Origin of the sequence: Mucilaginibacter xinganensis, from assembly GCF_002257585.1 — a bacterium.
GTDB classification, from domain to species: Bacteria; Bacteroidota; Bacteroidia; order Sphingobacteriales; family Sphingobacteriaceae; genus Mucilaginibacter; species Mucilaginibacter xinganensis.
Map to the genome: position 1 here is coordinate 277326 of NZ_CP022743.1, position 24014 is coordinate 301339.

25 protein-coding genes and 1 pseudogene are annotated in these 24014 nt (G+C 44.1%); 16 read left to right on the top strand and 10 right to left on the bottom strand.

Translation table 11 applies throughout. From position 1 onward, the window contains the following. The first annotated feature begins 144 nt into the window (after positions 1–144). From MuYL_RS01260 to MuYL_RS01285, 5 genes are all read left to right on the top strand, one after another. Positions 145–474 (top strand): nucleotide pyrophosphohydrolase, encoded by a 330-nt coding sequence (locus MuYL_RS01260; RefSeq protein ID WP_094568802.1) that lies wholly within the window; start codon positions 145–147, stop codon positions 472–474. Beyond that, complete coding sequence (locus MuYL_RS01265; RefSeq protein ID WP_094568803.1) at positions 474–2666, top strand: DNA/RNA helicase domain-containing protein; 2193 nt, start codon at positions 474–476, stop codon at positions 2664–2666. The genes MuYL_RS01260 and MuYL_RS01265 overlap by 1 nt, the downstream gene beginning before the upstream one ends. 139 nt (positions 2667–2805) lie before the next feature. Continuing rightward, positions 2806–3420, top strand: coding sequence for an imm11 family protein (locus tag MuYL_RS01270; RefSeq protein WP_211710214.1), 615 nt, complete (start codon positions 2806–2808; stop codon positions 3418–3420). A gap of 368 nt (positions 3421–3788) precedes the next feature. Beyond that, positions 3789–6605, top strand: coding sequence for a carbamoyl-phosphate synthase large subunit (gene carB / locus MuYL_RS01280; RefSeq protein WP_094568805.1), 2817 nt, complete (start codon positions 3789–3791; stop codon positions 6603–6605). Between the two features lie 57 nt (positions 6606–6662). Then, a complete protein-coding gene (locus MuYL_RS01285; protein WP_094568806.1) occupies positions 6663–7379 on the top strand; it encodes a POB3 family protein in 717 nt (238 codons plus the stop codon). Between the two features lie 55 nt (positions 7380–7434). Here the strand turns inward: MuYL_RS01285 and MuYL_RS01290 are convergent, their stop codons facing one another. The 5 genes and pseudogenes from MuYL_RS01290 to MuYL_RS01310 form a co-directional block, all read right to left on the bottom strand. Next, complete coding sequence (locus MuYL_RS01290) at positions 7435–7896, bottom strand: DUF4920 domain-containing protein (RefSeq protein ID WP_094568807.1); 462 nt, start codon at positions 7894–7896, stop codon at positions 7435–7437. 278 nt (positions 7897–8174) lie between these two features. Further along, positions 8175–8828 (bottom strand): annotated as a pseudogene (locus tag MuYL_RS01295) (phosphatidylserine decarboxylase family protein); the annotation flags it as partial. Positions 8829–8859: 31 nt separating this feature from the next. After that, positions 8860–9663: a phosphatidate cytidylyltransferase gene (locus MuYL_RS01300; RefSeq protein WP_094568808.1), complete on the bottom strand. Its 804-nt coding sequence runs from the start codon at positions 9661–9663 to the stop codon at positions 8860–8862. After that, on the bottom strand, positions 9660–9872 hold the full coding sequence (locus MuYL_RS01305) for a putative signal transducing protein (protein ID WP_094568809.1): 213 nt from the start codon (positions 9870–9872) through the stop codon (positions 9660–9662). Before MuYL_RS01305 ends, MuYL_RS01300 begins: the two co-directional genes overlap by 4 nt. Further along, on the bottom strand, positions 9872–10714 hold the full coding sequence (locus MuYL_RS01310; protein ID WP_157740532.1) for a CPBP family intramembrane glutamic endopeptidase: 843 nt from the start codon (positions 10712–10714) through the stop codon (positions 9872–9874). Before MuYL_RS01310 ends, MuYL_RS01305 begins: the two co-directional genes overlap by 1 nt. A 130-nt stretch (positions 10715–10844) precedes the next feature. Between MuYL_RS01310 and dusB the strand changes: the two genes are divergently transcribed. Together dusB and apaG are read left to right on the top strand one after the other, a co-directional pair. Further along, the gene (gene dusB / locus MuYL_RS01315) at positions 10845–11855 is read left to right on the top strand and encodes a tRNA dihydrouridine synthase DusB (RefSeq protein ID WP_094568811.1); all 1011 of its coding nucleotides are present in this window, start codon (positions 10845–10847) and stop codon (positions 11853–11855) included. Between the two features lie 151 nt (positions 11856–12006). Next, a complete protein-coding gene (gene apaG / locus MuYL_RS01320) occupies positions 12007–12393 on the top strand; it encodes a Co2+/Mg2+ efflux protein ApaG (RefSeq protein ID WP_094568812.1) in 387 nt (128 codons plus the stop codon). Between the two features lie 68 nt (positions 12394–12461). Here apaG and MuYL_RS23495 read toward each other — a convergent pair whose 3' ends face one another. From MuYL_RS23495 to MuYL_RS01340, 4 genes are all read right to left on the bottom strand, one after another. After that, the gene (locus tag MuYL_RS23495) at positions 12462–13478 is read right to left on the bottom strand and encodes a YXWGXW repeat-containing protein (protein ID WP_211710217.1); all 1017 of its coding nucleotides are present in this window, start codon (positions 13476–13478) and stop codon (positions 12462–12464) included. A gap of 100 nt (positions 13479–13578) precedes the next feature. Beyond that, positions 13579–13854 carry a hypothetical protein gene (locus MuYL_RS01330; RefSeq protein WP_094568813.1) on the bottom strand — a complete coding sequence of 92 codons (276 nt, stop codon included), beginning with the start codon at positions 13852–13854 and terminating at the stop codon, positions 13579–13581. 142 nt (positions 13855–13996) lie between these two features. Further along, a complete protein-coding gene (locus MuYL_RS01335; protein WP_211710219.1) occupies positions 13997–14980 on the bottom strand; it encodes a YXWGXW repeat-containing protein in 984 nt (327 codons plus the stop codon). A 133-nt stretch (positions 14981–15113) separates the two neighbouring features. Continuing rightward, a complete protein-coding gene (locus MuYL_RS01340; RefSeq protein ID WP_094568814.1) occupies positions 15114–15842 on the bottom strand; it encodes a zinc metallopeptidase in 729 nt (242 codons plus the stop codon). Positions 15843–15972: 130 nt separating this feature from the next. On the opposite strand from MuYL_RS01340, the gene MuYL_RS01345 reads away from it, so the two are divergent. Next, a complete protein-coding gene (locus tag MuYL_RS01345; RefSeq protein WP_094568815.1) occupies positions 15973–17118 on the top strand; it encodes an NAD(P)/FAD-dependent oxidoreductase in 1146 nt (381 codons plus the stop codon). A 180-nt stretch (positions 17119–17298) separates the two neighbouring features. After that, on the top strand, positions 17299–17493 hold the full coding sequence (locus tag MuYL_RS01350; RefSeq protein WP_094568816.1) for a hypothetical protein: 195 nt from the start codon (positions 17299–17301) through the stop codon (positions 17491–17493). A 38-nt stretch (positions 17494–17531) separates the two neighbouring features. On the opposite strand, the gene MuYL_RS01355 is transcribed toward MuYL_RS01350, so the two are convergent. Continuing rightward, a complete protein-coding gene (locus MuYL_RS01355; protein WP_094568817.1) occupies positions 17532–18368 on the bottom strand; it encodes an MBL fold metallo-hydrolase in 837 nt (278 codons plus the stop codon). Between the two features lie 129 nt (positions 18369–18497). Here MuYL_RS01355 and MuYL_RS01360 point away from each other — a divergent pair, with 129 nt between their 5' ends. The 7 genes from MuYL_RS01360 (at position 18498) to MuYL_RS01390 (ending at position 23914) form a co-directional block, all read left to right on the top strand. Beyond that, positions 18498–19145, top strand: a complete 648-nt coding sequence (locus MuYL_RS01360) for a YceH family protein (RefSeq protein WP_094568818.1) — start codon at positions 18498–18500, stop codon at positions 19143–19145. A 95-nt stretch (positions 19146–19240) separates the two neighbouring features. Continuing rightward, positions 19241–19825 (top strand): DUF4142 domain-containing protein, encoded by a 585-nt coding sequence (locus tag MuYL_RS01365; protein WP_094568819.1) that lies wholly within the window; start codon positions 19241–19243, stop codon positions 19823–19825. A 136-nt stretch (positions 19826–19961) separates the two neighbouring features. Continuing rightward, the gene (locus MuYL_RS01370) at positions 19962–20447 is read left to right on the top strand and encodes a peptide deformylase (RefSeq protein ID WP_094568820.1); all 486 of its coding nucleotides are present in this window, start codon (positions 19962–19964) and stop codon (positions 20445–20447) included. Between the two features lie 160 nt (positions 20448–20607). Beyond that, on the top strand, positions 20608–20811 hold the full coding sequence (locus MuYL_RS01375; protein ID WP_094568821.1) for a hypothetical protein: 204 nt from the start codon (positions 20608–20610) through the stop codon (positions 20809–20811). A 156-nt stretch (positions 20812–20967) separates the two neighbouring features. Beyond that, positions 20968–22548, top strand: a complete 1581-nt coding sequence (locus MuYL_RS01380; RefSeq protein WP_094568822.1) for a hypothetical protein — start codon at positions 20968–20970, stop codon at positions 22546–22548. Positions 22549–22684: 136 nt separating this feature from the next. Beyond that, complete coding sequence (locus MuYL_RS01385) at positions 22685–23212, top strand: DinB family protein (protein WP_211710221.1); 528 nt, start codon at positions 22685–22687, stop codon at positions 23210–23212. A gap of 135 nt (positions 23213–23347) precedes the next feature. Further along, complete coding sequence (locus MuYL_RS01390) at positions 23348–23914, top strand: Crp/Fnr family transcriptional regulator (protein WP_094568823.1); 567 nt, start codon at positions 23348–23350, stop codon at positions 23912–23914. Positions 23915–24014: the final 100 nt, after the last annotated feature.

A 24014-nucleotide genomic window follows, 5' to 3' on the forward strand; every position in this document is an offset into this window, starting at 1 on the left:
CGTGCAGGGGCAGGCACAAGTATCCGCACTAGGGCGAAATACCAGGCTCCACGGGATGCGACAGAATACATTTGAAAATCCCGCCATTAATAGTAATTTCACCTTTCGTTAAACCTGTCCATTTTGTTAGCAAAGCCACCTTTTATGGATGATTGGAAGAAAATACAAGAGCAACTAAAAAATTTCCGGGATGAGCGCGACTGGGCGCAGTTTCATAATGGTAAAGATTTAGCCTTAGCATTATCTATAGAAGCTGCTGAGTTAAATGAATTATTTCTTTGGAAAAATGCTGACGACGCAAACGTAGAAAAAATCAAAGACGAACTTGCCGATGTTTTGGGCTACGCTTTATTATTGGCGGATAAATATGATCTTGATATTAACCAAATAATGATGAGCAAAATTCAAAAGAATGCGGATAAATATCCTGTACATAAGGCAAAGGGCAATGCAAAGAAATATAATGAGCTATAATGTTAAATAAGCCCTTTGAAATAAAAAAGTATGAGTTTAACGCCACTATGTTTAATGAATTTCAAAATGTTCATTATGCAAAAGATCTATGGCCAATTGTATACATTTTAAGTGACGGCAATGTTAAAGAAGCTTACGTTGGTGAAACAACAGACACTTATTCAAGAATGGCTGCCCATTTAAAGAGCAACGCTAAAAACATTCTGTCAACGGTTCATTTAATTAGCAGCGAAAAATTCAACAAATCGGCCACTCTTGATATAGAATCAAATTTGATAAAATATATGGCCGGCGATGGTCAGTATAAATTAATAAATGGCAATGTCGGCCTGGCTAACCACAACTACTACCAAAAAAAAGAAGTCTATTGGGATATTTTTAACCTGATCTGGAATAATTTAAGGGCGGAAGGTTTAACCAAGCATTCTATTGCTCACATTAATAACTCTGACCTATTTAAATATTCGCCTTATAAAAGCCTTACTGCTGACCAGCGGGCGGGGTTATTAATTATACTTAAAGGCCTGCTCGATAACGATACTAAAAATATTATAGCAGAAGGCGGTGCGGGAACAGGTAAAACCATACTTGCAACATTTTTATTCAAGCTTCTTAATTCGAATTATGAGGAACTTAATTATAAAGAATTCGGAGATGATGAGTTGGATTTTATTCAAACAGTTTTTGAATTAAAAAAAGTATATCCTAATCCAAGGATGGCTCTTGTCGTCCCGATGGCTTCGTTTAGGAATACATTGAAGAAGGTATTTAAAAACATAAAAGGGTTAAACGCAAATATGGTAATCGGCCCCGCGGATTTGGCTAAGGGGAGATATGATATTGTTTTGGTTGATGAGTCGCATCGGTTGAGAAGGAGGGTGAATTTGGGAACTTATTTTCATGCGTTCGATGTAGTATGCGAAAAACTTGGTCTTGATAAAAACCATTGCAGCGAATTGGACTGGGCGGTTAAGCAATCAGACAAGGCAATATTTCTTTACGATGAAAATCAGTCGATTAAACCCTCGGATGTAGAGAAAATTGATTTTGATAAGATTAAATCGTCACTATCCACAAAGATTGTTCCCCTGAAGTCTCAATTTAGGGTAAAAGGCGGGAATGGCTACGTCAAATATGTTAAAGACCTTTTAACTTGCAAACTTGGTGAAACGCAAACATCTTTCCAATCGCAGGATTATGAATTCGTTCTTTTTGATTCAGTTGAAGCCATGGTCAACGAAATAAACCTGCGAGATTCGGAAAGTGGACTGTCTAGACTAATAGCCGGATATTCCTGGCCATGGATTTCGAAAAATGACAAAAGTGTTTATGATATTGTAATTGATGGTTACAAATTACAATGGAACAGCGTTTCAGATGATTTCATAAATTCTGCAAACGCCCTAAAAGAGGTAGGCTGTATCCATACAACTCAAGGTTATGATTTAAACTATGCGGGAGTAATTTTTGGACATGAGATTACCTACGATAAAACAAAAAATGAAATCGTAATTTTAAAAGAAAACTACCATGATAAAAACGGAAAATTGTCAATTAAGGATTCTTTAGAATTAAAAAGTTTTATCCTAAACATATATAAAACAATACTATTAAGGGGAATAAAAGGCACCTATCTTTATGTATGTGATAAAAATTTAAGAGAGTATTTCGAGAAACATATTGAAGCCAACCACAAAAACAATCCTTTAGCTACCTACTTAGATAATGACCAGGTAATACCATTTGTAAATTCAGTACCGGTCTTCAACTTAAAAGCAGCAGCAGGATATTTTAGTGACTTACAGCAAGTTAACACTGAAAGCTATAACTGGGTACTGTTGCCTGCAAAATATAAGCCGTCCAGGGAATTATTTGCATGCACAGTAATTGGTGAATCAATGAATAAAGTTATCCCAAATGGCTCTCTTTGTTTGTTTAGACGAGACGGCGGGGGATCGAGAAATGGTAAAATCGTTTTGGTTCGGCATTCTAATATTCAGGATTCTGACTTTGGTTCAGGATATACAGTAAAGGAATATACAAGTAAAAAAAATGCTACCGACGGGCAATGGTATCATGAATCAATTGTATTGAAACCGCTATCAAACGATCAAGCGCACCAAGACATAGTATTAACTGATGATGAGTTGGTTGACTTAGAAGTAGTAGGAATATTTGAGTGCGTTTTATAATTCAACCTTACGCCCTTGTTGGTGTTGTCACCAACAAAACGTTAAGCTGTGGTGTGGCTTCTGATGGACTTCATGCTGCTGATTCTCAAATAAAAAAGCCTCATCCAATTTGTTGGTGACAACACCAACAAGGGCATAAATGGGAAAACAAATTATGAATCATTATTATTTAATCAGCAGTAAAGAACAGCGGCAAGTGGCAAGCGCTTTTGCTCCCCAAAGGACAAAACTAAACCATGAATTAATACAAGATTTGAATGGGGTAAGTAAAATGCCATTTGAACTGTATCTGGTAAAGTTGTCTGTTGGCAAGAACGGGTTAATAGAGAGTGATGATTTGACTGGGCTAAACGAAATTTGGTTAGACTATTTGCCAAATAGCTTGGCATGGCCCTTTTTTTCAGACAAACTAAAGGATGTTGTCGACAAATCATTAACCGGAAAAGAAGGCATTGACTGGATTACCGCGAAAGTAAATGGTAATGGTGAACAAAAGGAATATTATATACCAAGGTTTGAAAAAATGTTGGACGTTCTTGACATGGAAAAGACAATGTTCGTTGAAAATACCGACGCTATCATTAGGCCTTTTTTTTCCTTATTAAAGATTAACCATTTTGCTATATTCCATATACCACAATCTCATGATCTCTGGAAAATTACATCTGGTTTATATATTAATGAGGTACTTAAAAAAGCCATACAAAAAGAAAAATTAACAGGAGTTAGTTTTGAGAAAACAAGGGTAATATAGTAGCGAGTAGTGTTTCAACCTTATTATAAATACGCCCTACACTCTGAAGATTCCGCGTTAGCGATTGCCGCGGATACCGGCCTCGCGCGCCTAAGGCCTGCAGCCGTATGAGCAGAAAGCGCGGCCCCGCTTCTACCAGCGGGGAAACGCCCAAATCCCCTCCCAAAACCCACCCAATTCCATCCGCCAAACCCCACCCCTTCGCCCAAACCAACTAATTCAAAAAAATATAGCAAAATGTTCTTACAAAACGTATCTTTGCACCCCGACAAGAAGATACCCGAATTGCGGAATGCTGCACCATCAATTTCGGAAGTTTTAAGTTGGCATTTCGCACCAGGCATATTCTTCTGAATACAAAATAGCCCATGCCAAAAGACACTTCCATAAAATCCGTTTTAATTATTGGTTCAGGCCCTATTATTATAGGCCAGGCCTGCGAGTTTGATTACGCCGGTTCACAGGCGGCCCTCTCTTTAAAAGAGGAAGGGATAACCGTATCTATCATTAACAGCAACCCTGCTACCATAATGACAGACAAGGTTATAGCCGACCATGTGTACCTGCTGCCCCTAACCAGCGACAGTATTGAAAAGATCTTAAAGGAACAGCAAATTGACGCCGTATTGCCAACTATGGGCGGCCAAACTGCGCTTAACCTTTGTATTGAGGTTGCCGAACGCGGCATCTGGGAAAAATACGGGGTTAAAATTGTAGGGGTTGATTTAGCTGCCATTGAGAAAACAGAGAACCGCGAGGCCTTTCGCCAGTTAATGGTGGATATTGGCGTTGGGGTGGCTACTTCAAAAATTGCCAACTCGTTTTTAGAAGGTAAAGAAGCTGCACAGCAAATCGGCTTCCCGCTGGTGATTCGCCCAAGCTATACGCTGGGGGGTAAAGGTGCCGGCTTTGTACATAAAAAAGAAGATTTTGACGCAGCGCTAAGCAAAGGCTTGCAGGCATCGCCAACCCACGAGGTATTGGTGGAACAGGCGGTAATAGGCTGGAAAGAATACGAGCTGGAGTTGCTGCGCGACAGTAACGATAACGTGATCATCATTTGCTCTATCGAAAACTTCGACCCGATGGGCATCCACACCGGCGACTCGATCACCGTTGCCCCGGCAATGACCCTGAGCGACCGCTGCTACCAGGATATGCGCAACCAGGCTATCCGCATGATGCGCGCCATTGGCAACTTTGCCGGCGGCTGTAACGTGCAGTTCTCGGTAAACCCCGCCGACGAAGCCATCATCGCCATTGAAATTAACCCGCGGGTATCGCGCTCATCGGCCCTGGCATCAAAAGCTACCGGTTACCCTATCGCCAAAATAGCTGCAAAGCTGGCCATAGGTTACAACCTCGACGAAATAGAAAACCAGATCACCAAAACAACTTCGGCTTATTTTGAGCCAACGCTGGATTACGTGATCGTGAAGATCCCCCGCTGGAACTTTGATAAATTTAAAGGCGCCAACCGCGAGCTTGGCCTGCAGATGAAATCTGTTGGTGAGGTAATGGGCATTGGCCGCAGCTTTATTGAAGCCTTACAGAAGGCTTGCCAGAGTTTGGAGATCGGCCGCGCCGGTTTAGGGGCTGATGGTCGCCAAAGCCGCAACCTGGAAGAAATTATGCACAGCCTGGAGCATCCAAGCTGGGACAGGCTGTTCCACATTTATGATGCGCTGAGCCTGGGTGTACCTATTGAATCGGTAAGAAAAGTTACCAAAATAGACCGCTGGTTCCTGAACCAGATAATGGAAGTGGTGAACCTGGAGAACGAACTCCGGAGATATTCATTGAATAACATCCCTGAAGATTTCTTCTTCCTGCTGAAACAAAAAGGATTTTCAGATACGCAGATTGCCTACATATTGGGTAACGTTACCGAAGAGGATGTTTACCAGCGCAGGCAGGTATTGAACATTCGCCGGGTGTACAAAATGGTGGATACCTGCGCCGCAGAGTTCCCCGCAAAAACCCCTTACTACTACTCTACCTACGAGGGCGAGAACGAATCCATCGTATCAGATAAGAAAAAGATCATTGTATTAGGCTCGGGCCCTAACCGCATTGGTCAGGGTATTGAGTTTGATTACAGCTGCGTGCATGGCTTGCTTGCCGCAAAAGAATCGGGCTTTGAGGCCATCATGATCAACTGTAACCCTGAAACCGTATCAACCGACTTTAACATGGCTGATAAGCTGTACTTTGAGCCGGTTTACTGGGAGCACGTGCGCGAGATCATCGAGCTGGAGAAACCTTACGGGGTAATTGTTCAGCTTGGCGGGCAAACTGCTTTAAAAATGGCGGAGAAAATGCACGAGCATGGCATCAGGATCATCGGCACCTCATTTAACGATATGGATATTGCCGAAGACCGCGGCCGTTTCAGCGACCTGCTGAAAGAGCTTGACATCCCTTATCCAAAATACGGCGTGGCCGAAAGCGCCGAAGAGGCCCTTGAAGTGGCGCACCAAGTTGGATACCCGGTGTTGGTACGCCCAAGCTACGTGTTAGGCGGCCAGGGCATGAGTATTGTTATTAATGACGAGGACCTTGAAAAAGCGGTGGTTGGCCTGTTGAAAAACCTGCCCGGCAACCGTGTACTGATAGATCACTTTCTTGACCGCGCCGCCGAAGCAGAGTCTGACTCGATTAGCGATGGCGACGATGTGCACATTGTGGGCATTATGGAACATATAGAACCGGCCGGCATCCACTCGGGCGATTCATTTGCCGTACTGCCACCGTTCGATCTGTCGGACAATGTAATAGCGCAGATAGAAGAATACACCGTTAAAATAGCAAAAGCGCTTAATGTAATAGGCTTGCTGAACATCCAGTTTGCGGTTAAAAACGACAAGGTGTATGTGATAGAAGCTAACCCGCGCGCATCACGTACGGTACCTTTTATAGCCAAAGCTTACGATGTGCCTTACATCAACATTGCCGCCAAGGTAATGCTGGGCGTAAATAAATTAAAAGACTTTACCATTGAACGCAAATTATGGGGTTACGCCATAAAAGAACCTGTGTTCAGTTTTGATAAATTCCCGGAAGTAAATAAGGAGCTTGGCCCCGAAATGAAATCAACCGGCGAGGCTATCCGCTTTATACCCAACCTGCAGGACCCCTACTTCAGGCATCTTTATAAAGAAAAATCAATGTACTTGAGCAGGTAGTATTAGTTTGTACTACCCGGTTAAAGTTTACCGGCGTTATTTTGGCGCCGGTAAGCTATGGTTTCACTTAGTGAATTTGTTTTGAAAGTTAACTTTAAGAATAACCCCGTTATTAATTTAAATAATTTTGACGCCGGTGAAATTGATGATGTGCTGATGAAGATCCAGCGCTCATTTGATATCAGGTTTGAACACGATGACCTGGAACATGTTAAAACCTTTGGTGGCCTTTGCGATGCCGTTGTTAAAAAGCTTAAGCTCAAAAACACGGAAGCCTGCAGCACGCAGCATGCATTTTACATGCTCCGGAATGCGATAAATACCACCATAGCTGCCGACAAAGGAATGATAAAGCCACAAACCCGGCTTGACGAGATCTTTCCCCGCGATACGCGTTTACAGGTTATTGACGAAATTGAAAAGGAACTGGGCTTTAAAATAAACCTGCTGAAGCCCAAAGGTTCGGTAGTTTTTATTTTTTCGCTGATTCTTGGCGCTGCGGTTATCGGTTTATTCTTTTGGCCCACAATTAGCGGTGCGGGGATTGTGCTTTCGCTGGCCGGATTGATCCTTGCAGGTAAGTTTGGCAAAGAGATGCCCGTAAAAACCCTGGGCGACCTGGCCGAAAAAATCTCGAAAGAGCATTACCGCAACTGCCGCCGCAATGCCGCAACGGTAAACCGCGCCGAAGTTGCCGAAAAGATAAAAGGCTATTTCAGCCGCGACTTTTTTTTGGAACCATCGGTAGTAACGCGCCATTCAAGGCTTAATTAAGCGCCTCACAGGGTTTAATAAGCTTGTTGACGAAAATTGATCAGCCGAAGGTTTGTTACTGCACCATCAATCCCTTTACCTCGAAGGTAAGCTTGTGTTTGGCATCCGCATTAACGCTGTGCTGTTTTTTGCCTATAGCGGTATCGCCGGCAAGGTGCTGCATGTCATCGGCTATAAACTGTTTGGCAGCCACCCCCTCGGCAATAATATACTTGCCTTTTAATGCCCGGGGGATGGTAACGTCATAGTTTTTAAAATGCGCCGCTATCACTTTTCCATTTCCGGCATCAATGGTGAACCAGCCGCCCTTTTGTTTGGTAACGTTTAGCACCCGCCCTTTTACCGTGGTGCTGATCCGGGTTTTTATGCCCATAAACGCTTCCAGTTTAGTGGCCTGCTGTGTGGTGGTGGTATCCGGCTTTGCGCCGTAAATCATGCCGTGGGGCAATGCTTTGTGCTTTTGTGCAAATACCGATAAAGAGAATAATAGGCCGAAAGTTAGGGGTAACGCTTTCATAACAGATGATGGTTGGTGTATCAGCACAACAATAAATACCGCTCCTGGTTTTATTATTTATCCGCCGTAATCTCCAACCATTACCTTACCAAACAGAACTGCAGAAAAAAAGGCTCAACAGCAACAAAGTTGTTAAGCCTTTTTTAATAAGATTATACTTATTTCTTTATGGTGTTTTTAACCGGGCGGGCGGCTTTTACTTTTTCAAAAGCATCGTCAGCTTCGCTTGTTGCGGCTTCTTTGGCAGCGGTTGTTTTAACGGCAGCGGGTTTGTCGGCCAACTCGGCCAGGATGGTTTTTCCGCCTTTTACTACCTGCCCAAGTTCCACTTTAATCTCGGTGCCAAGCGGTAAAAATACGTCAACCCGCGATCCGAACTTAATAAAGCCGAACTGCTCGCCCTGTTCAACTACATCGCCTTCTTTTACATACCATACAATCCGGCGTGCAAGTGCGCCTGCTATCTGGCGGAACAATACAATTACCCCCGCCTTGTTTTCAATGGCAATGGTGGTACGCTCGTTTTCTGTTGATGATTTGGGGTGCCAGGCCACCAGGTATTTGCCCGGGTTATATTTAAAATACTTTACCACTCCGGCAATAGGGTTACGGTTAATATGCACATTTATCGGCGACATAAAAACCGAAAGCTGGATGCGCCTGTCTTTCAAAAACTCGGTTTCTTCGGTTTCTTCAATTACTACAACCTTGCCGTCTGCCGGGCAAAGCACATATTTGTCATGCGCATCAATAGTGATCTTCGGACTGCGAAAAAACTGCACGATGGTTACAAAAAGAAAAAACGAAAGGATATATACGATCCATTTCAATACATGTGCCTCCGGAAAGTAAAAGGATACCAGGAAATTCAATACAAATATGAACAGGATACAAATGGCTAAGGAAGTATATCCTTCTTTATGAAAAGTCATCATTGGGGTAAACGTGTTGTTTGTTACAAAATTAGATAAAAAACAGGTATAAAAAGGCAAATACCAGCGGCGCTGCGAGTAAAAGTCCGTCAAAGCGGTCTAAAAGTCCGCCGTGGCCGGGTAAAATGCTGCCGGAATCTTTGATATTGATGCTGCGTTTAAGCATGGATTCAACCAAATCGCCAAAGGTGCCCACCAGGCTGATATACAGCGCCATGGAAGCCCACTGCAGCCAGTGCACATCCGTAAAATAATGCGAAAGGATAGTAGCTGTGCCTACAGTAAGCAGCACGCCGCCAATAAACCCTTCCCATGTTTTTTTAGGCGAATGTCTTTCAAAAAGTTTATGCTTTCCTAAAAACCTGCCCGAAAGGTAAGCACCGGTATCATTGGTCCATAGCATCAGCAAAAACGCAAGCGGGAAATGAAAATTAAAACTACCATTAACAAATGCCAGCGCATGGAAAAAGCTGAAAGGTACAACAGTGAATATGATGCCTAAAAAGGTAAATGCAATATTGGTAAACGGCGCGGGCGATGGCTTGTACAGTTCCTGTATAAAAATAAGCGCCATGCTAAAGGTGAGCAACACCAACAGGAAACGGGCCTCGCTGGTATAATACTGCAGCGCGACAAACACAAAAACCAGCACCCCGTTAAGCATCCCGGCTTGCATATTGGGCCTTACCCCGCTTTGGCCTATCAGCTTATAAAATTCATGCAGGCATAAAATACTAACCAGCAGGTAAAATGCGCTGAATACGTAACGGCCGCACAAAACCGAAGCCAGCATAACAACAACAAAAAAGAACCCGGTTATAGCGCGTGTTTTCATAAAATAATTTGATTCAGAATTAGGATTTCAATGGCATCACTAAAGTTGCTTTGGTGCACATACACTTCAATATTGCCAAAGGTGCGGTGTGACGAGTCCTGCTTGTTTAATAATACGGTTTCTATGTCTTGCCCGGCAAGTGCCTGTTTCACCATTTCTGATTGATAATAATTTGTGGAAGTATATATTTTCACCCAGTTCTTCTCCATCAGTAAACTGGTATTTGATCTTTTGCGGCGGCTATCTTTCTGTAAATAAAAAGCAAAGCTATAACAATTACAAAACTTATGGCGTACCACAGGTTGTTAAAAAGGTGCTGATCGTTTGGGTCGCCGTTAATTATTTTTTTCTGAAAAAGATAGGTAACAATAACAATAGTGCCGTTATTTATAAAATGAGCCCAAACACCGGTCCAGATGCTGCCGCTCCAGGCTACAAAATATCCGAAGAAAACACCAAGCAGCAGGCGGGGTAAAAATCCAAAAAACTCCATGTGAAAAGCGCTGAACAAAATAGCGGTGATCCATACCGCGGCATGTGTGTTGCGTGTCCAGCGCACAAAAATGGTTTGGATCACCCCGCGGAACATAAACTCCTCGGCAATTGCGGTTAGCAGGCCAACCATCAGCACATTTACAATCACGTCCCAGATGTTGTTCATCTTCAGTATGGCTTCCATCACCTTTTGGGCACTGTCTTCGCTTTCGCGCATCCACTTTAACCAGGGCGGCAGCACCATTTTTTGGTTGATATTTGACAACAGTTCAATCAACGGGTTGGATAAGAACATGAGGGCGAAAATGATCACCATCAGTGCCCACGGAAAACTAAAATCAGTCTTGATATAATAACGCGGCTGGTTGGTTAAAAGCCAGGCAAACACAACCGGCGCGGCAAATATGGGGATGGTGGTGCCTGTTATCTGCAATATCCATAACGCAGGGGCAAAATGCGGAGCCGTAACCGATAAGGTACTGATGGCCATTAACGTTTTTAAACCATACACCGCCGTTACAATTCCAATACCTATTACATTTCCGATAAATAACATGATTAAAAAAACCAAGATAAAAATCAGAAACTGCGCTGCAGGATACAGTTCATTGTCATTATTAGTTAACCATTTATATGGAATTATTATCATCCGGCTTAAAATACGTATTTTTGCACGAAGATAACTGATGTCTGTACAAATAGGAAATATTGATTTAGGTGAATTTCCGCTTTTGCTGGCGCCGATGGAAGATGTGAGCGACCCTCCCTTCCGGTACGTGTGTAAGCAAAATGGGGCGGATATGATGTACACCGAATTTATCTCATCAGAGGGACTAATTCGTGATGCGGCAAAAAGCCGGCAAAAACTCGATATTTTTGAGTATGAGCGCCCCATTGGGATCCAGATCTTCGGCAGTGATATTGATCACATGCGCGAGGCTACCGAGATTGCTACCCTTGCCAAACCCGACCTGATGGACATCAACTATGGCTGCCCGGTAAAGCAGGTGGCCTGCCGCGGTGCAGGCGCAAGCCTGCTGCAGGATATTGATAAAATGGTGGCCATGACCAAGGCCGTGGTTGAAGCAACGCACCTGCCGGTAACCGTTAAAACCCGGCTGGGCTGGGATGACAATACAAAAAATGTTTACGAAGTTGCCGAACGGTTACAGGATGTAGGCATAAAAGCATTAACTATTCACGGCCGCACCCGTTCACAAATGTATAAGGGCGTTGCCGACTGGACCCTGATCCGCGAGATCAAAAAGAACCCCAGGATAAAAATTCCCATTTTTGGGAATGGTGATATTGATTCTCCTGAAAAGGCGGCCGAATGGCGGATGGAATTTGGCGTGGATGGAATGATGATTGGCCGCGCGGCAATCGGTTACCCCTGGATCTTCCGCGAGATAAAGCACTACTTTAAAACCGGCGAATACCTGGATAAGCCCACCATTGCCGAGCGGATAGACGCCTGCAGCACCCACCTGCAAAAGTCCATCGAATGGAAAGGCCCTAAAACCGGGATCTTTGAAATGCGCAGGCATTACAGCAATTATTTTAAAGGAATTGAAAACTTTAAAGAATACCGCATGCGCCTGGTTACAGCAGGAACACTGGAAGAGGTGACGGAGATATTGGAAGAAGTTAGCCAAAACCCGCGCTACGCCGCGTTTGAGGACGAAGTACGGTACTGAAAGGCTATCCCCGCCATTTCGCCCTGTGCTCCATTTATCCCTTATATTTCATAAACAATTGGTCAATAGCATGTAACATAAAAAAAAAGTTTCAAATATGGCTTGATATTTGACCGGATAATATATATTTGAATTCAAAGAAACTTAGGATATGGTTACCACTATTACAGACGGCGTTAAAGTTTCAGTAGAGACCATCTATCAGCCCGAATATTCAAACCCTGCAAATGATCACTTTATGTTCGCTTATAAGGTAAAGATAGAGAACATGGGTACTTATGCAGTAAGGTTGTTAGGCAGGCATTGGTATATTTTTGACTCAAACGGCGCAAAGCGCGAAGTTGAAGGCGAAGGAGTGGTTGGCCAGCAGCCGGTAATTGAACCCGGCCAGGTGCATGAATATGTTTCGGGCTGCAACTTAAAGACTGACATGGGCAGCATGAAAGGCGAGTACCAGATGTCGCGCTTAATGGATGATCAATTGTTTAATGTGCAGATCCCTGAATTTTACCTTATAGCCCCATACAGAATGAATTAATGTAATCAAAAGATATAGAATAAAAACCCCGGCTATAAACAGCCGGGGTTTTTATTTGTCCCCTGTTTTTACCTGTGATGTTCCGGGCGGGGCGCATTATGCGGTTGCTGCTGCGGCGCGCGTTGTTGTTGTGGTGCACGTTGTTGTTGTGGTGCTCTCTGCTGTTGCGGTGCACGTTGTTGCTGTGGTGCACGTTGCTGCTGTGGCGCTCTCTGCTGTTGCGGTGCACGTTGTTGTTGTTGTGGTTGTGGTGCCCGCTGTGGCTGTGCCGCCCGCTTGGGTTGGGTCACACGTTGCTGCTGCGCGCGCTGCTGCTGAACACGCGGCTGTGCCGTACGCTGTTGTTTAGCAGCGGGCTGTGCCTGGCGTTGATTACCCTGCGGCCTGGCAGCCTTAGTGTTGTTACCCGGCCTCACCGCGTTATTGGGCCGGTTAGCTGCCGGCCTGGCCTTTACAAATGAATTCCTTTCTTTATGTGCTGCTTCCTGGTGCGAGATCTGATTTGGTGTTGGCTGAACGTGGCGCTCTTTCATAGCCACGCGTTCTTGCGGCCTTGGCCTTGCCGTTACGCCGCCACGCCCGTTAAAGCTTCTGCGGTCGTTAGTATTGCGTACCACCGTGCGGTCAATGTAGGTGTTATGAATAATTGTTCTGTTTACGCGCACAACAGCGGTGTTGTAACGGAACCTGTCGCCATCCCATCGTCCGCCGCCGTAGCCATGCCCGCTGTAGCCGTAGCCATAGTTGATGCCGCCATAAAAACCTACATGTGGCCCCCAATAGCCGCTATGGAACCCGTAAACACTTCCGGTATAACCCCAGTAAGCCGGGGTCCAATACAAGCCGGGGTTTGGCGGGGCAACCCACACACCGGGCACCCAGTAATACCCGCCTTCATCATTATCGTAGGCCCAGTAACCCGGCTGCCAGATATACCCATCGGCAGGGCATTCCGGCATTTCATAAACCCTTAAAGGCGGTGGCGGCGTGCCCACCGTTATACTCACACTTACCTGTGCATATATTGGGGGTATGGTAAAACATACCATACAAAGAAGAATAAAAACTTTGATGCTCTTTTTCATAGGGGTGATTTTAATTTAACAGCGCTGAATTTATAAGCGCCCTTAAGTTACAATCCGCAGCAAATAATGTTTTATTAATTTGAGGCTGCCTTAGGCGGGTTTACCTGCTGGTATCCTTTTTTATTCGCTGCTGCAAACGCTCCTCCCTTTGCGCTTCCTTATTGTGTTTAGCCGCCTGTCGTAACTGCATTTGCATCCGCTGCGAACGTGTGGCCCGGAATTGCCGTTTTATAACACGCTTTTTTTTATGTACCACGGTTGCGGAGTCTTGTAACACTTCGGCAGAAGGAGTGACTTTGCGCGTTGCGGCAACAGCAAGCTGCGGGATGGTGCCCACATTGCTTAATAGGATAAGCAGTAAAGCAATTTTTTTCATGCAGATATAATAAAAAGACATACAAATAGTCCCTGATAAATGTTTGTCTTTGGGATGAATACTAAAATAACAAAAAGGCTGCTCCATACAAAATGAGGAACAGCCTTCTGTTATTATTTAGTAATTCTTTATGAGTGCAGCGCTACTCGCGGGGCTTTTCAACAGGCCTTTCTTGCTGCCGTTGAACCGGCTTTCGCTGTGCCGGCATCCTGTTATGAGTTGCCGGAGCATTTGCTTTTACCTGGCCAAAGGGCCTGGCAGCGCGGTTATTAACAACCGAACCGGCTGGTTGCCTGGTTCTTTGCGCCTGCCCATTTAACGGCCTATTATTTGTATTTCCTGCCGCATCGGCTGCCTGAGCGTTGTGTGGCGCAGCAGCAGCCTTATCGCTGGCGGACATTGCTCTTGCATTACTGCCTTCGCCGTTAAACTGGCGTCCGTTAACTTTGTTCATGCTTGTGGTAGCGGGCCTGCCATTATTTGCCTTTGCAAACTGGGCCGGGTTATTTTGAGCTACCTTTTCATGCGATTGCTGCTGTACGGTGGGCTGAATATGCGATTCATTCATTGCCCTCACCTCTTCCGGGCGCGGTTTGGCAGTAACGCCGCCGGGGCCATTATAGCTTACGTTGTTAACAGTTGTATTATTAACTATGACCGTGCGGTCAATATAGGTGTTATGAACAACGGTATTGTTCACATTTACAACAGCCGTGTTATACCTGAAGGAATTACCCTCCCATCTGCCGCCGTAAAAGCCGCTGCCGCTATAACCGTACCCATAATTTACCCCGCCATAAAAACCGATGTGACGGCCCCAGTAGCCGCGGTGAAATACGTATAGATCGCCCTCATAACCCCAATAGCCGGGTGTCCATAGCAAACCGGGCTGCGGTGGGCTTACCCATACGCCGGGAACCCAATAAAAGTCATTAGCATCGCCTGACCAGGCCCAGTAGCCCGGCACCCAAAGGTAGCCCTCAACAGGGCAGGCCGGCTGTGAATAAACCGGCAATGCCGGTGGATTAATATGTACAGATATTCCAATGCTTATCTGCGCAAATAGTTTTGGAGAACTTATCATAACCGCAATACCGATCATGAAGTATTTGATGGTCTTTTTCATATTTTTTATTTTACAAATAAGACATCAATAATCGAACTAAGTTAATTACCAGCGCATTAGATTTCAATTAGAATTTCCGGTCAAATTTTAATGCGGCTCTAATCTCATTCAGGTAAATGAATAATAGGCCGGCTTAATCCCTGCGGTTAAACAAAAGGGAAGCATAATACAACAGTGTAGCCAGCGCACTTAAGGCCGCAACTACATAAGTCATGGCGGCCCACCACAGCGCATCTTTTGCCTGCTCATGTTCTTCGCGGGTTTGCATAACGTTGTAATTGTTGTTAAGCCAGGCCAGCGCGCGGTTACTGGCATCAAACTCAACCGGCAATGTTACAAAACTAAAAGTGGTAACCACCGCCAGCGCAGCAACGCCCACCGCCAGCACGTAAGGGCTGTGCACAAAAAACAACAGCATAACGCCTATAAACAGCGTCCACTGTGTTAAGGTTGATGCTACATTAATAATAGGAACCTTTGCCGTGCGCAGGCTAAGCCATTTGTAGGCCTTTGCATGCTGAACGGCATGCCCACATTCATGTGCTGCCACCGCTGCTGATGCCACGCTGCGGCTGTAAAAAACATCCTGGCTCAAGTTAACGGTCTTATCTTCGGGATTATAATGATCGGTTAACTCACCTTCAACAGAAATAACCTGCACGTCGTAAATGCCGTTGTCGCGCAGCATCCGCTCCGCTACCTCTCTGCCAGACAAACCAGACAGTAATGGCATCTCTGCATATTGCTTAAATTTGCTTTTAAACCGCCATTGAACAATAAAACTAACTATTGCAATTACGATCATTAAAAACCAGGCTGAATTATAGCCGATAAACCCTGTGATTATTGATAGTCCATTCATTTTTTAGATTGTAATTTGTTTAGCTGACGGCTTCAATTAAAGCGCCGGATTTTATATATTTTTGATAACGCAGCTTAAGCCTTTGTGCTTAAATGAATAATCAAAAAGTATTCCGTAAAATAAAAGGGACGTGGAAGCAAATACATTTTCATACTGGGAACGAACCGCATTTATTGACAATGCGGATATCATTATCATAGGCAGCGGCCTTGTAGGCTTAAGCGCCGCTTTACGCTTAAAAAAGCAGGAACCCACCCTGAATGTATTGGTATTGGAGCGCGGCTTTTTACCCACCGGCGCCAGCACAAAAAATGCCGGTTTTGCCTGTTTTGGAACAGTTTCCGAGCAAATGGATTATCTTAAAAAATCATCTGAAGCCGAAGTGCTGCGCATGGTTGACTATAAATGGCGGGGGCTGCAAAAGTTGCGTGAAAATTTAGGCGATGACAATATCGGCTTCCGGCAGCATGGAGGCTATGAACTGTTTATGGACAATGAAACTGAAAAGGCGGCGGAGAGTATTGAACAATTAACGTATTTTAACAAGCTGCTGCACCAGGCAATAGGCAAACCTAACATTTATTCAGTAGCCAATGCCAAAATAGCAGATTTTGGCTTCCGGGGAGTTAGTGCCATGATCTACAACCCTTTTGAAGGCCAGTTGCATACTGGAAAAATGATGCGAGCCTTATTAAATAAGGTATATAGTGCTGGTGTAATGGTGTTAAATGGGTGCGACATAAAAAACATTGAAAATGACGGGAAAAGGGTGGCGCTTACTACTTCGCAGGGAAATTTTAAAGCGGGCAAAGTAATATTAGCGACCAATGCTTTTGCCAACCAGCTTTTTCCGGGGCTTAATGTTACGCCGGGACGCGGACAGGTATTAGTAACCAAACCAATACCCGGGCTAAAGCTACAAGGCACCTATCATTTTAATGAAGGGTACTATTATTTCAGAAATATTGATGGCCGGGTGCTTTTTGGCGGCGGGCGCAACCTTGATTATACCGCTGAAGAGACCTGGGATTTTGGGCATACCGATAAGGTCAAAAACAAACTGTTGTCTTATTTAAGCGAGGTGATCCTGCCCGGGCAGGATTTTGAGGTGGATTACTGGTGGAGCGGAATTATGGGTTTCGGCGAAGACATCCGCCCGATTGTAAAGCAGGTGGAGCCCCATGTTTTTTGTGCGGTAAGATGCAACGGAATGGGTGTAGCAATGGGAAGCCTGGTTGGTGAAGAAGTTGCTGATCTTGTTTTGGGACGCCTGTAGCCGCTGTCAGTTGCCCCCGGCATACTGTGCTATCCGTTAACCACTTAGCATCGTCACAAAAAAGCCGGCAGTATCACATACTGCAAACCAGGCTGTTTGCCACCCGGAAGTCACAATCATGTTAGGGGTGCTTTTTTAAAAATTTAATCGTATTTTCGGATCAATAAATATTAGAAAAATATGAATGTTGAAGATATAATTGCCCATCTGCCTAACCTGGATAAAAGGGAAAGAACACTATTGCAAAACGCATTATTTGAGCTGCAATGTGACTTTGATTTGAAGGAAGCCATCCAGGAAAACCTTGCTGATATAAAAAGCGGCCGTGTTAGTTCGCACCAGTCGGTTATGGACGAAATAAAGAACGCGATTTAAGTTTTTTAAACCGCTCCCGCAGGTCGCGGACGTATTGTTTAGAACAACGAGATCTGCTGAGACTTGAATGCCACTTTGCGCCCATTAGGCACCCCCTTATTTTCTGCCGGGTTGCTTATATAATAAACTTCAGTTTCCACATAGCGCGAAGCTACAATGATATTTGTACCGCCCGCACAGCCATCAAACAGCTCCTGCACAAGGTGCGGATCGTTATTGTTTTTGGAAAGGTGCGACAGCAGCAGATGGGTCATAAACGGCGGCTTATGGGCCATAAAAAGGTCAAGCGCCTGCTTGTTTGACAAGTGACCATGCCCCCCGCGGATCCTGCGCTTTAAATGATAGGGGTAGCCGCCCTTGTCAAGCATTTCATCATCATAATTGGCCTCAAGAAAAGCCGCATGGCATTGGCTGAAATGTTGCACCAGGTTTTCGCAAACCACGCCGATATCGGTAAAAACCCCCACTTTAATATCCCGGCAGGTAATCAAAAAACTGTGCGGGTTGCTGGCATCGTGCTGTTTGGGGAAAGCAGTAACCTGCAGATCGCCGATAGTTACCGTTTCAAAAGGCCCGAATGAGATCACCAGTTGCTCATCAAGCTGCAGCCCGCCTCTTTGCAATGTTGGCGGTGTAATGTAAACCGGCAGTTTGTATTTTTTTGCGATGCCAGGAATACCGTTGATATGATCAGAATGCTCGTGCGATACAAAAATGGCTTTTACCTTTTGCATGGATAAACCCAGCCGCAACATCCGTTTTTCTGTTTCACGGCAGGAGATACCGGCATCAACCAATATAGCCTCATGCTCATTACCCACGTAATAGCAATTACCGTTACTCCCGGAATTTAACGATGCAATGAACAGCGACATAACAATGCAAAGTAACGGGATTATTTTGGAAGTCGGAGTGATTTAATCAACCGATGCGTTAATTGATTTAATAAAAGTCCCCGAATTGAATTTCAGGCATCCGCAGTCAAAAATATATATCTTAGCTGCATGGATTCACCAATAACCCTACCCTTACTTGATGCCGTTGAACTGCGGGTGCTTGGCTCATTAATGGAGAAAAGCAAAACCACACCCGACTATTACCCTATGACCATTAACAGCCTTACGCTTGCCTGTAATCAAAAAACGTCGCGCAAGCCTGTGGTTAATTATGATGAGGATACCGTTGCCACCGCATTAAACACACTGAAAAGGCGCGGACTTATTTCAACAGCAACCGGCGGGTCCATCCGCAGCGTAAAATACAAACACAATTTTGCCATCGTATTTCCGGTACTGCCTGCCGAAGTTGCCATCATTTGTTTACTGATGCTGCGCGGACCGCAAACCCCGGGCGAAATAAATACCAATTCGGGCCGCATGTATGAGTTTGAATCGATAGAAGAAGTACAGGAAAAACTGGAAAGGCTTAGCAGCGAGGAACTGCCCTTTTTAATGGAACTGCCAAAACGCCCGGGGCAAAAAGAAGCCCGCTATGCCCATTTATTAAGCGGCATACCTGATATAAGCGACGATGATTTTAATGATGATGCCCCGGTTACTAAAAGCGGCCTGGAAGCGCGTGTAACTAAACTGGAAACTGAACTTGCAGAACTGCGGGAAGCTTTTGATAAACTAATGAAAGAGCTGAGTTAAACCTATTGTAATTAAATATTATTTTTAAGTTAAAACTTTTGTGATATATAGCTTGTTAAGTTAATTATAATTATAAAAACACAAACTATATACCTATGAAGAAGTTAAGTTATGCGATCATGATCGCTGTTGCAGCCTATGCGTTCCAGGGTTGTAAAGGGCCGAAAGACTCTAAAGAAAACGCCGACAGTTTAAACAAAACTAAAGACACCACTACCAATGTTGCGGCTACCGGTGGCATAGCTGTTACTGCCGAAGACGCTAAATTTGCTACCGATGCGGCCAACGGCGGCATGGCCGAAGTTGCGCTGGGCAAACTGGCACAAACCAAAGCAGCAAATGCACAGGTGAAAAGCTTTGCTGATATGATGGTTGCTGACCATGGCAAAGCAAATGATGAACTGATGGCTATTGCCAAAGCAAAAAACATTACCCTGCCGGCTGCTCCAGACGCTGATCATCAAAAGAAATTAGAAGACCTTTCAAAACTATCGGGCAAGGACTTTGATAAGGCTTACGTTGACGCTATGGTTGACGGACATAAAAAAACGCTTGACCTGATGAATATGGCCGCTAAAGATTGTAAAGATGTCGAGCTAAAGGCATTTGCAGCAAAAACAGCCCCCATAGTACAAACTCACCTGGATGCGATCAACAAGATCAAAGCCAGCATGAAATAATATTAACAGCACTCGCTGCTCCCGGGGAACAGGTTAATGCCTGTTCCCTTTTTTTGTGCTTTTTTAACCGTGACTACGGTAAAATGCATAATTTTAAATGCAGTGCTTTTTACTATAAAGGCTGTTGATAAAGTAAATGAAAACCCTTAAAGACCTCTTGCTGCTTGGCGATTCCCGCCTTTATGAAACCTGCGAACCTGTTTTACAAGCGGAACTCCCCCTTGTAAAAACCTGGGTAGCCGACCTGCATAATGTTATGCAGGAGATCAGGCATAAGTATAATTTTGGCCGCGCCATTGCCGCCCCGCAGCTGGGTATTATGAAACGGGTTATTTATATGAATATTGATAAACCGGTTGTATTTATAAACCCGGAATTGAGCAACCTGAGCACCGGCATGTTTGAGTTGTGGGACGACTGCATGAGTTTTCCGAACTTGCTGGTAAAGGTAAAACGGCACCAGTCATTAACCATACACTACCTCGATGAAAATTGGACGCCGCAGCAATGGAACATGGATGGCGCGCTGTCTGAACTTTTGCAGCATGAGTACGACCATTTAAACGGTGTACTTTGCACCATGCGGGCCATTGATGCACAATCATTTAAGTGGAGGCCCTGATTCTGTTTTTTAACTCACGGCTCCCGCTTTTCTCCTTGATTTAACTATTTGCAGGACACCCGCACATGTTTTATAAAGAAATTAGCGGAAGGATGTATGGAATACTTTCCGGTTAAAACATTATCGGTTAAACACCGTTTATTTAAAAAATTATAAAATCATGAGCATATTAAAATATATGATAGTAGGCGCTGCCGTAGGACTGGGCATTAACTACATTACAAAAAAGAACGCAGATGGCCGCTCAATTATTGAGGACCTTACAGATAACGCACCGGAATGGCTGGATAAGGTAAAACAACTTGCTGATAGTACACTTGAAAAGGTGGGCAAAACAGCAGAAGACTTTAAAACCAACTTTTAAGCTTTGTAATATTTTTACTACAAAAGCCGCTGTACCAGGCGGCTTTTGTGTTTTAATATGAGTATTCTGCTGGTATAGCTGCCTGTACATGCCGGCTTAAAACTAAACCCCGCCGGCAAGCGTTATTATAGCATACTTGTGAAAAAATAACTATAAATGAACGTTTCTGCTTTATTTACCCCGAAAGCTAACCTCACCCTGCTACCAAAATTATTCCTGGTCATATTAACAGGGCTCCCGTTTCTAAGCCATGCTACCGGCTTTAAATTCAGAATAAAGAACACCGCTAAAACCAACGTTGCTGTATTTTATAAGATCACAAAAGCAGATGGCAAGTTTAAATTAAAGACTTTACTGAAACTAAATCCCGGCGAAGAAAAAATAAAGGAAATTTCGGTAAATAAGGGCGATTCCATTGCTTTTTACGGGCAGGATGCGGAAGATCAAACGTCTGTCACCGTTAAAAGGGATTATGCCGCGCTGCTGCAGAATGACAAAAAGGTAACGTACGTACCCATTATCATCCCCGAAAAACAATCGTCTAACTTTGAGTCGCTGGAAGGCCTGAGTGTAAAACTGGAGCGCAACAAAGTGCTTAATTTCCTGCTTAAAATGGATTCTGCCTCTATGAGCAGTTTATCAATGCTTGAGAAGAACTTCCAGAACATTTACCCGCTGGGCACTTTTATTTTTGTTGATATAAAGACCAACAAGTTGCTGCTGCCGCCCCTTGAACCCTCGTTCTGGAACAACAGCGAGAACTACCTTACCATACAGGACAGCCTTTACGCCATGGTAAACAAAGGGAAAGCAGGTATGGCCAACGCACAGGTGGCTTACTTTGTAGCAAAAATGTTCGACTCGTTAAGGGTAAACAATGCTGCTGAGCTTGAATTTAAAGCCAGGCTCTCGCTAATCCGATGGAAGCCATCACCCAATGCAGATATTTACCAGGTTTTTAATGACAAAGCCGTTGAAACGTTTCTGCAGAACTGCTATGCACAAATTGACAACCCCGACCAGGAGTACCAGCGTTACCGGCTTTATTTTCTTTCGTCGTATGAGCGGTTGGACGACATGGAGATCTATGGCAAGCAGTATTACAACTTTGGAAATGAAACAGATGTAACATTAAGCGTGCCGTCGCAGGTATTTAGCACTAACCTTGGTTTAATGTACACCAAGAATAAAACGCTGAGTAATTATTATTCGGTGCAAAATGCTGTTTTGCGCACTAAGGCGTATGATTTTACTTCCCTGCTGTTCAACAGTTTTAAAAAGAATATCCGGAACCAGATCATTTCCCAAACCCGTTCAAACGAACATAAAATTATAGACGCTATAACGGACGAGTATAAAAGCCTGGTAGCTTACAACCCCGATCCGGTTAAACTTACGCTGCAGGTGCCTGACGCCAAGGACGCAAACCCATCTATTGTTCCTATCCAAACCACGGTGAACAATTTATCACCTTACGCCATCATGGCTGCCGATACCGCACATACATCTGTGGCTGCTGCCAATAATTATAAAATTGACACCTATAATAACAAGGCAAAATTCTTTAACTCTCATTTAAAAGAGATCAATACGCTGTTTAAACAGCTGGACCAAACCGAAAACGATCTCGATAAGCTTTCGCAAAACAACCCTGACAAGGCATTTGGGAGTACAGCGAATGCCTCCGGTTTGCTTAAGGAGATAGAAGTGAACAGCCAGATAGTACGAAAAGAGTGATGTAGGTGCCGTTAGCTTAATGTTTAAGGCCGTACATAAATAAAATCAAACTTTATTTCCTTTCCTGTTTCCCTGCTGACATAGGGTTGTCAACGGCGTATGGTTATTTTGTTGTAAAGATCAAAACAACACTATTATGAAACAGAAGGAATTAACTATTGATACCAACGTATCGTCGATTGTTTATTTAATGAAAAATTATGCCGGCTACAACCTTTGGGCTAATGTAACCCTGGTTAACTGGTTGCGGACCAAACCTGCTGATATTTTGGAACAGGAAGTGCCCTCCAGCTTTAACTCTATAAAGGCAACTATTGCCCATATCCTGGATGTTCAGCAATACTGGCTTTCGGTAATAAAAAAGGCCGAACCAAAAGTAGCTGAAAGATTTAACGGCACAATTGAAGAAGCAATTGCCGGCCTGGTTGAAAGTTCGGATGAATTAGCAGACTATGTTGAGTCAATGACCGATGAAGCCCTGGAGGCAAACAACTTGGTTATCAGTCCCTGGTTCCAGTGTGATTTCCAGAATTTTGAATATATTATGCAGGTAATGAACCATGGCACCTACCATCGCGGCCAAATCATTACTATTGGCCGCAACCTGGGCTTTCCTGATGCGCCGATGACGGACTATAACTTTTACAATATACACGGCAAGTAATTAGCCGCTTTGCGAACCTTGAGCCGGCAACCGGCGCAGGGTTCGCAAAGATTTCCGTCTAATTAAAGAAGAGGGCCCCGTTGATTTCCATTTATAAACCCTTAGCGCTATCTTTAAAAATTCTATATAAACGCTATGTCTGCCGGGCTTAAAAACTTTATTACCCAATATACCCAACTTGAAACTGCCGAACTTGATAACATTGTAAGCCGGTTTAAAAGCCGCAAAGTTAAAAAGAACGATTTTTTACTAAGTGAAGGTGATACCTGCAAAGACCTTGTTTTTGTGCAGGAAGGCTGCCTGCGCTTATATTATGTTGCCAATGAGATTGAGGTATCTGTTTGGTTTGCCTTCAAAAACTCATCTGCTATTGACATCTACAGTTTTATAAGCGAAAAGCCCTCAGGGTATTTTCTGCAAGCCATTGAAGACAGTGAAATTTTATACCTGCCTAAAACCGAACTCAATAAACTATATCATACACATCCAAAGATGCAGGAAATGATGCGCTGTTTCTGGGAAGATGCCATGCTAACCTTGCTCGACCGCTTTACCGCCTTACAGCGCGACTCGGCAGAGCAGCGTTACCTTAATTTGCTAACCCAGCCGCCCTATATTCAAAAGATCCCCCAAAAGTACCTTGCCTCGTTTATTGGTGTAACGCCTACCTCGCTGAGCCGTATTCGTAAAAACATCAGGTAAAAATGATTTGACCCTGAATCCCCCAATTCGGCAGGAATGAAAGGCTAACAAAACAGCCTGTTTAACAATTGGTTACACTATTTTCCATTATAATAGTAAT

Bases quoted from the DNA above. Each gene is read 5' to 3' on its own strand.
- MuYL_RS01260 (WP_094568802.1), top strand. From the start codon at position 145: ATGGATGATTGGAAGAAAATACAAGAGCAACTAAAAAATTTCCGGGAT.
- MuYL_RS01265 (WP_094568803.1), top strand. From the start codon at position 474: ATGTTAAATAAGCCCTTTGAAATAAAAAAGTATGAGTTTAACGCCACT.
- MuYL_RS01270 (WP_211710214.1), top strand. From the start codon at position 2,806: ATGGGAAAACAAATTATGAATCATTATTATTTAATCAGCAGTAAAGAA.
- carB (WP_094568805.1), top strand. From the start codon at position 3,789: ATGCCAAAAGACACTTCCATAAAATCCGTTTTAATTATTGGTTCAGGC.
- MuYL_RS01285 (WP_094568806.1), top strand. From the start codon at position 6,663: ATGGTTTCACTTAGTGAATTTGTTTTGAAAGTTAACTTTAAGAATAAC.
- MuYL_RS01290 (WP_094568807.1), bottom strand. From the start codon at position 7,896: ATGAAAGCGTTACCCCTAACTTTCGGCCTATTATTCTCTTTATCGGTA.
- MuYL_RS01300 (WP_094568808.1), bottom strand. From the start codon at position 9,663: ATGAAAACACGCGCTATAACCGGGTTCTTTTTTGTTGTTGTTATGCTG.
- MuYL_RS01305 (WP_094568809.1), bottom strand. From the start codon at position 9,872: ATGGAGAAGAACTGGGTGAAAATATATACTTCCACAAATTATTATCAA.
- MuYL_RS01310 (WP_157740532.1), bottom strand. From the start codon at position 10,714: ATGTTATTTATCGGAAATGTAATAGGTATTGGAATTGTAACGGCGGTG.
- dusB (WP_094568811.1), top strand. From the start codon at position 10,845: ATGTCTGTACAAATAGGAAATATTGATTTAGGTGAATTTCCGCTTTTG.
- apaG (WP_094568812.1), top strand. From the start codon at position 12,007: ATGGTTACCACTATTACAGACGGCGTTAAAGTTTCAGTAGAGACCATC.
- MuYL_RS23495 (WP_211710217.1), bottom strand. From the start codon at position 13,478: ATGAAAAAGAGCATCAAAGTTTTTATTCTTCTTTGTATGGTATGTTTT.
- MuYL_RS01330 (WP_094568813.1), bottom strand. From the start codon at position 13,854: ATGAAAAAAATTGCTTTACTGCTTATCCTATTAAGCAATGTGGGCACC.
- MuYL_RS01335 (WP_211710219.1), bottom strand. From the start codon at position 14,980: ATGAAAAAGACCATCAAATACTTCATGATCGGTATTGCGGTTATGATA.
- MuYL_RS01340 (WP_094568814.1), bottom strand. From the start codon at position 15,842: ATGAATGGACTATCAATAATCACAGGGTTTATCGGCTATAATTCAGCC.
- MuYL_RS01350 (WP_094568816.1), top strand. From the start codon at position 17,299: ATGAATGTTGAAGATATAATTGCCCATCTGCCTAACCTGGATAAAAGG.
- MuYL_RS01355 (WP_094568817.1), bottom strand. From the start codon at position 18,368: ATGTCGCTGTTCATTGCATCGTTAAATTCCGGGAGTAACGGTAATTGC.
- MuYL_RS01360 (WP_094568818.1), top strand. From the start codon at position 18,498: ATGGATTCACCAATAACCCTACCCTTACTTGATGCCGTTGAACTGCGG.
- MuYL_RS01365 (WP_094568819.1), top strand. From the start codon at position 19,241: ATGAAGAAGTTAAGTTATGCGATCATGATCGCTGTTGCAGCCTATGCG.
- MuYL_RS01370 (WP_094568820.1), top strand. From the start codon at position 19,962: ATGAAAACCCTTAAAGACCTCTTGCTGCTTGGCGATTCCCGCCTTTAT.
- MuYL_RS01375 (WP_094568821.1), top strand. From the start codon at position 20,608: ATGAGCATATTAAAATATATGATAGTAGGCGCTGCCGTAGGACTGGGC.
- MuYL_RS01380 (WP_094568822.1), top strand. From the start codon at position 20,968: ATGAACGTTTCTGCTTTATTTACCCCGAAAGCTAACCTCACCCTGCTA.
- MuYL_RS01385 (WP_211710221.1), top strand. From the start codon at position 22,685: ATGAAACAGAAGGAATTAACTATTGATACCAACGTATCGTCGATTGTT.
- MuYL_RS01390 (WP_094568823.1), top strand. From the start codon at position 23,348: ATGTCTGCCGGGCTTAAAAACTTTATTACCCAATATACCCAACTTGAA.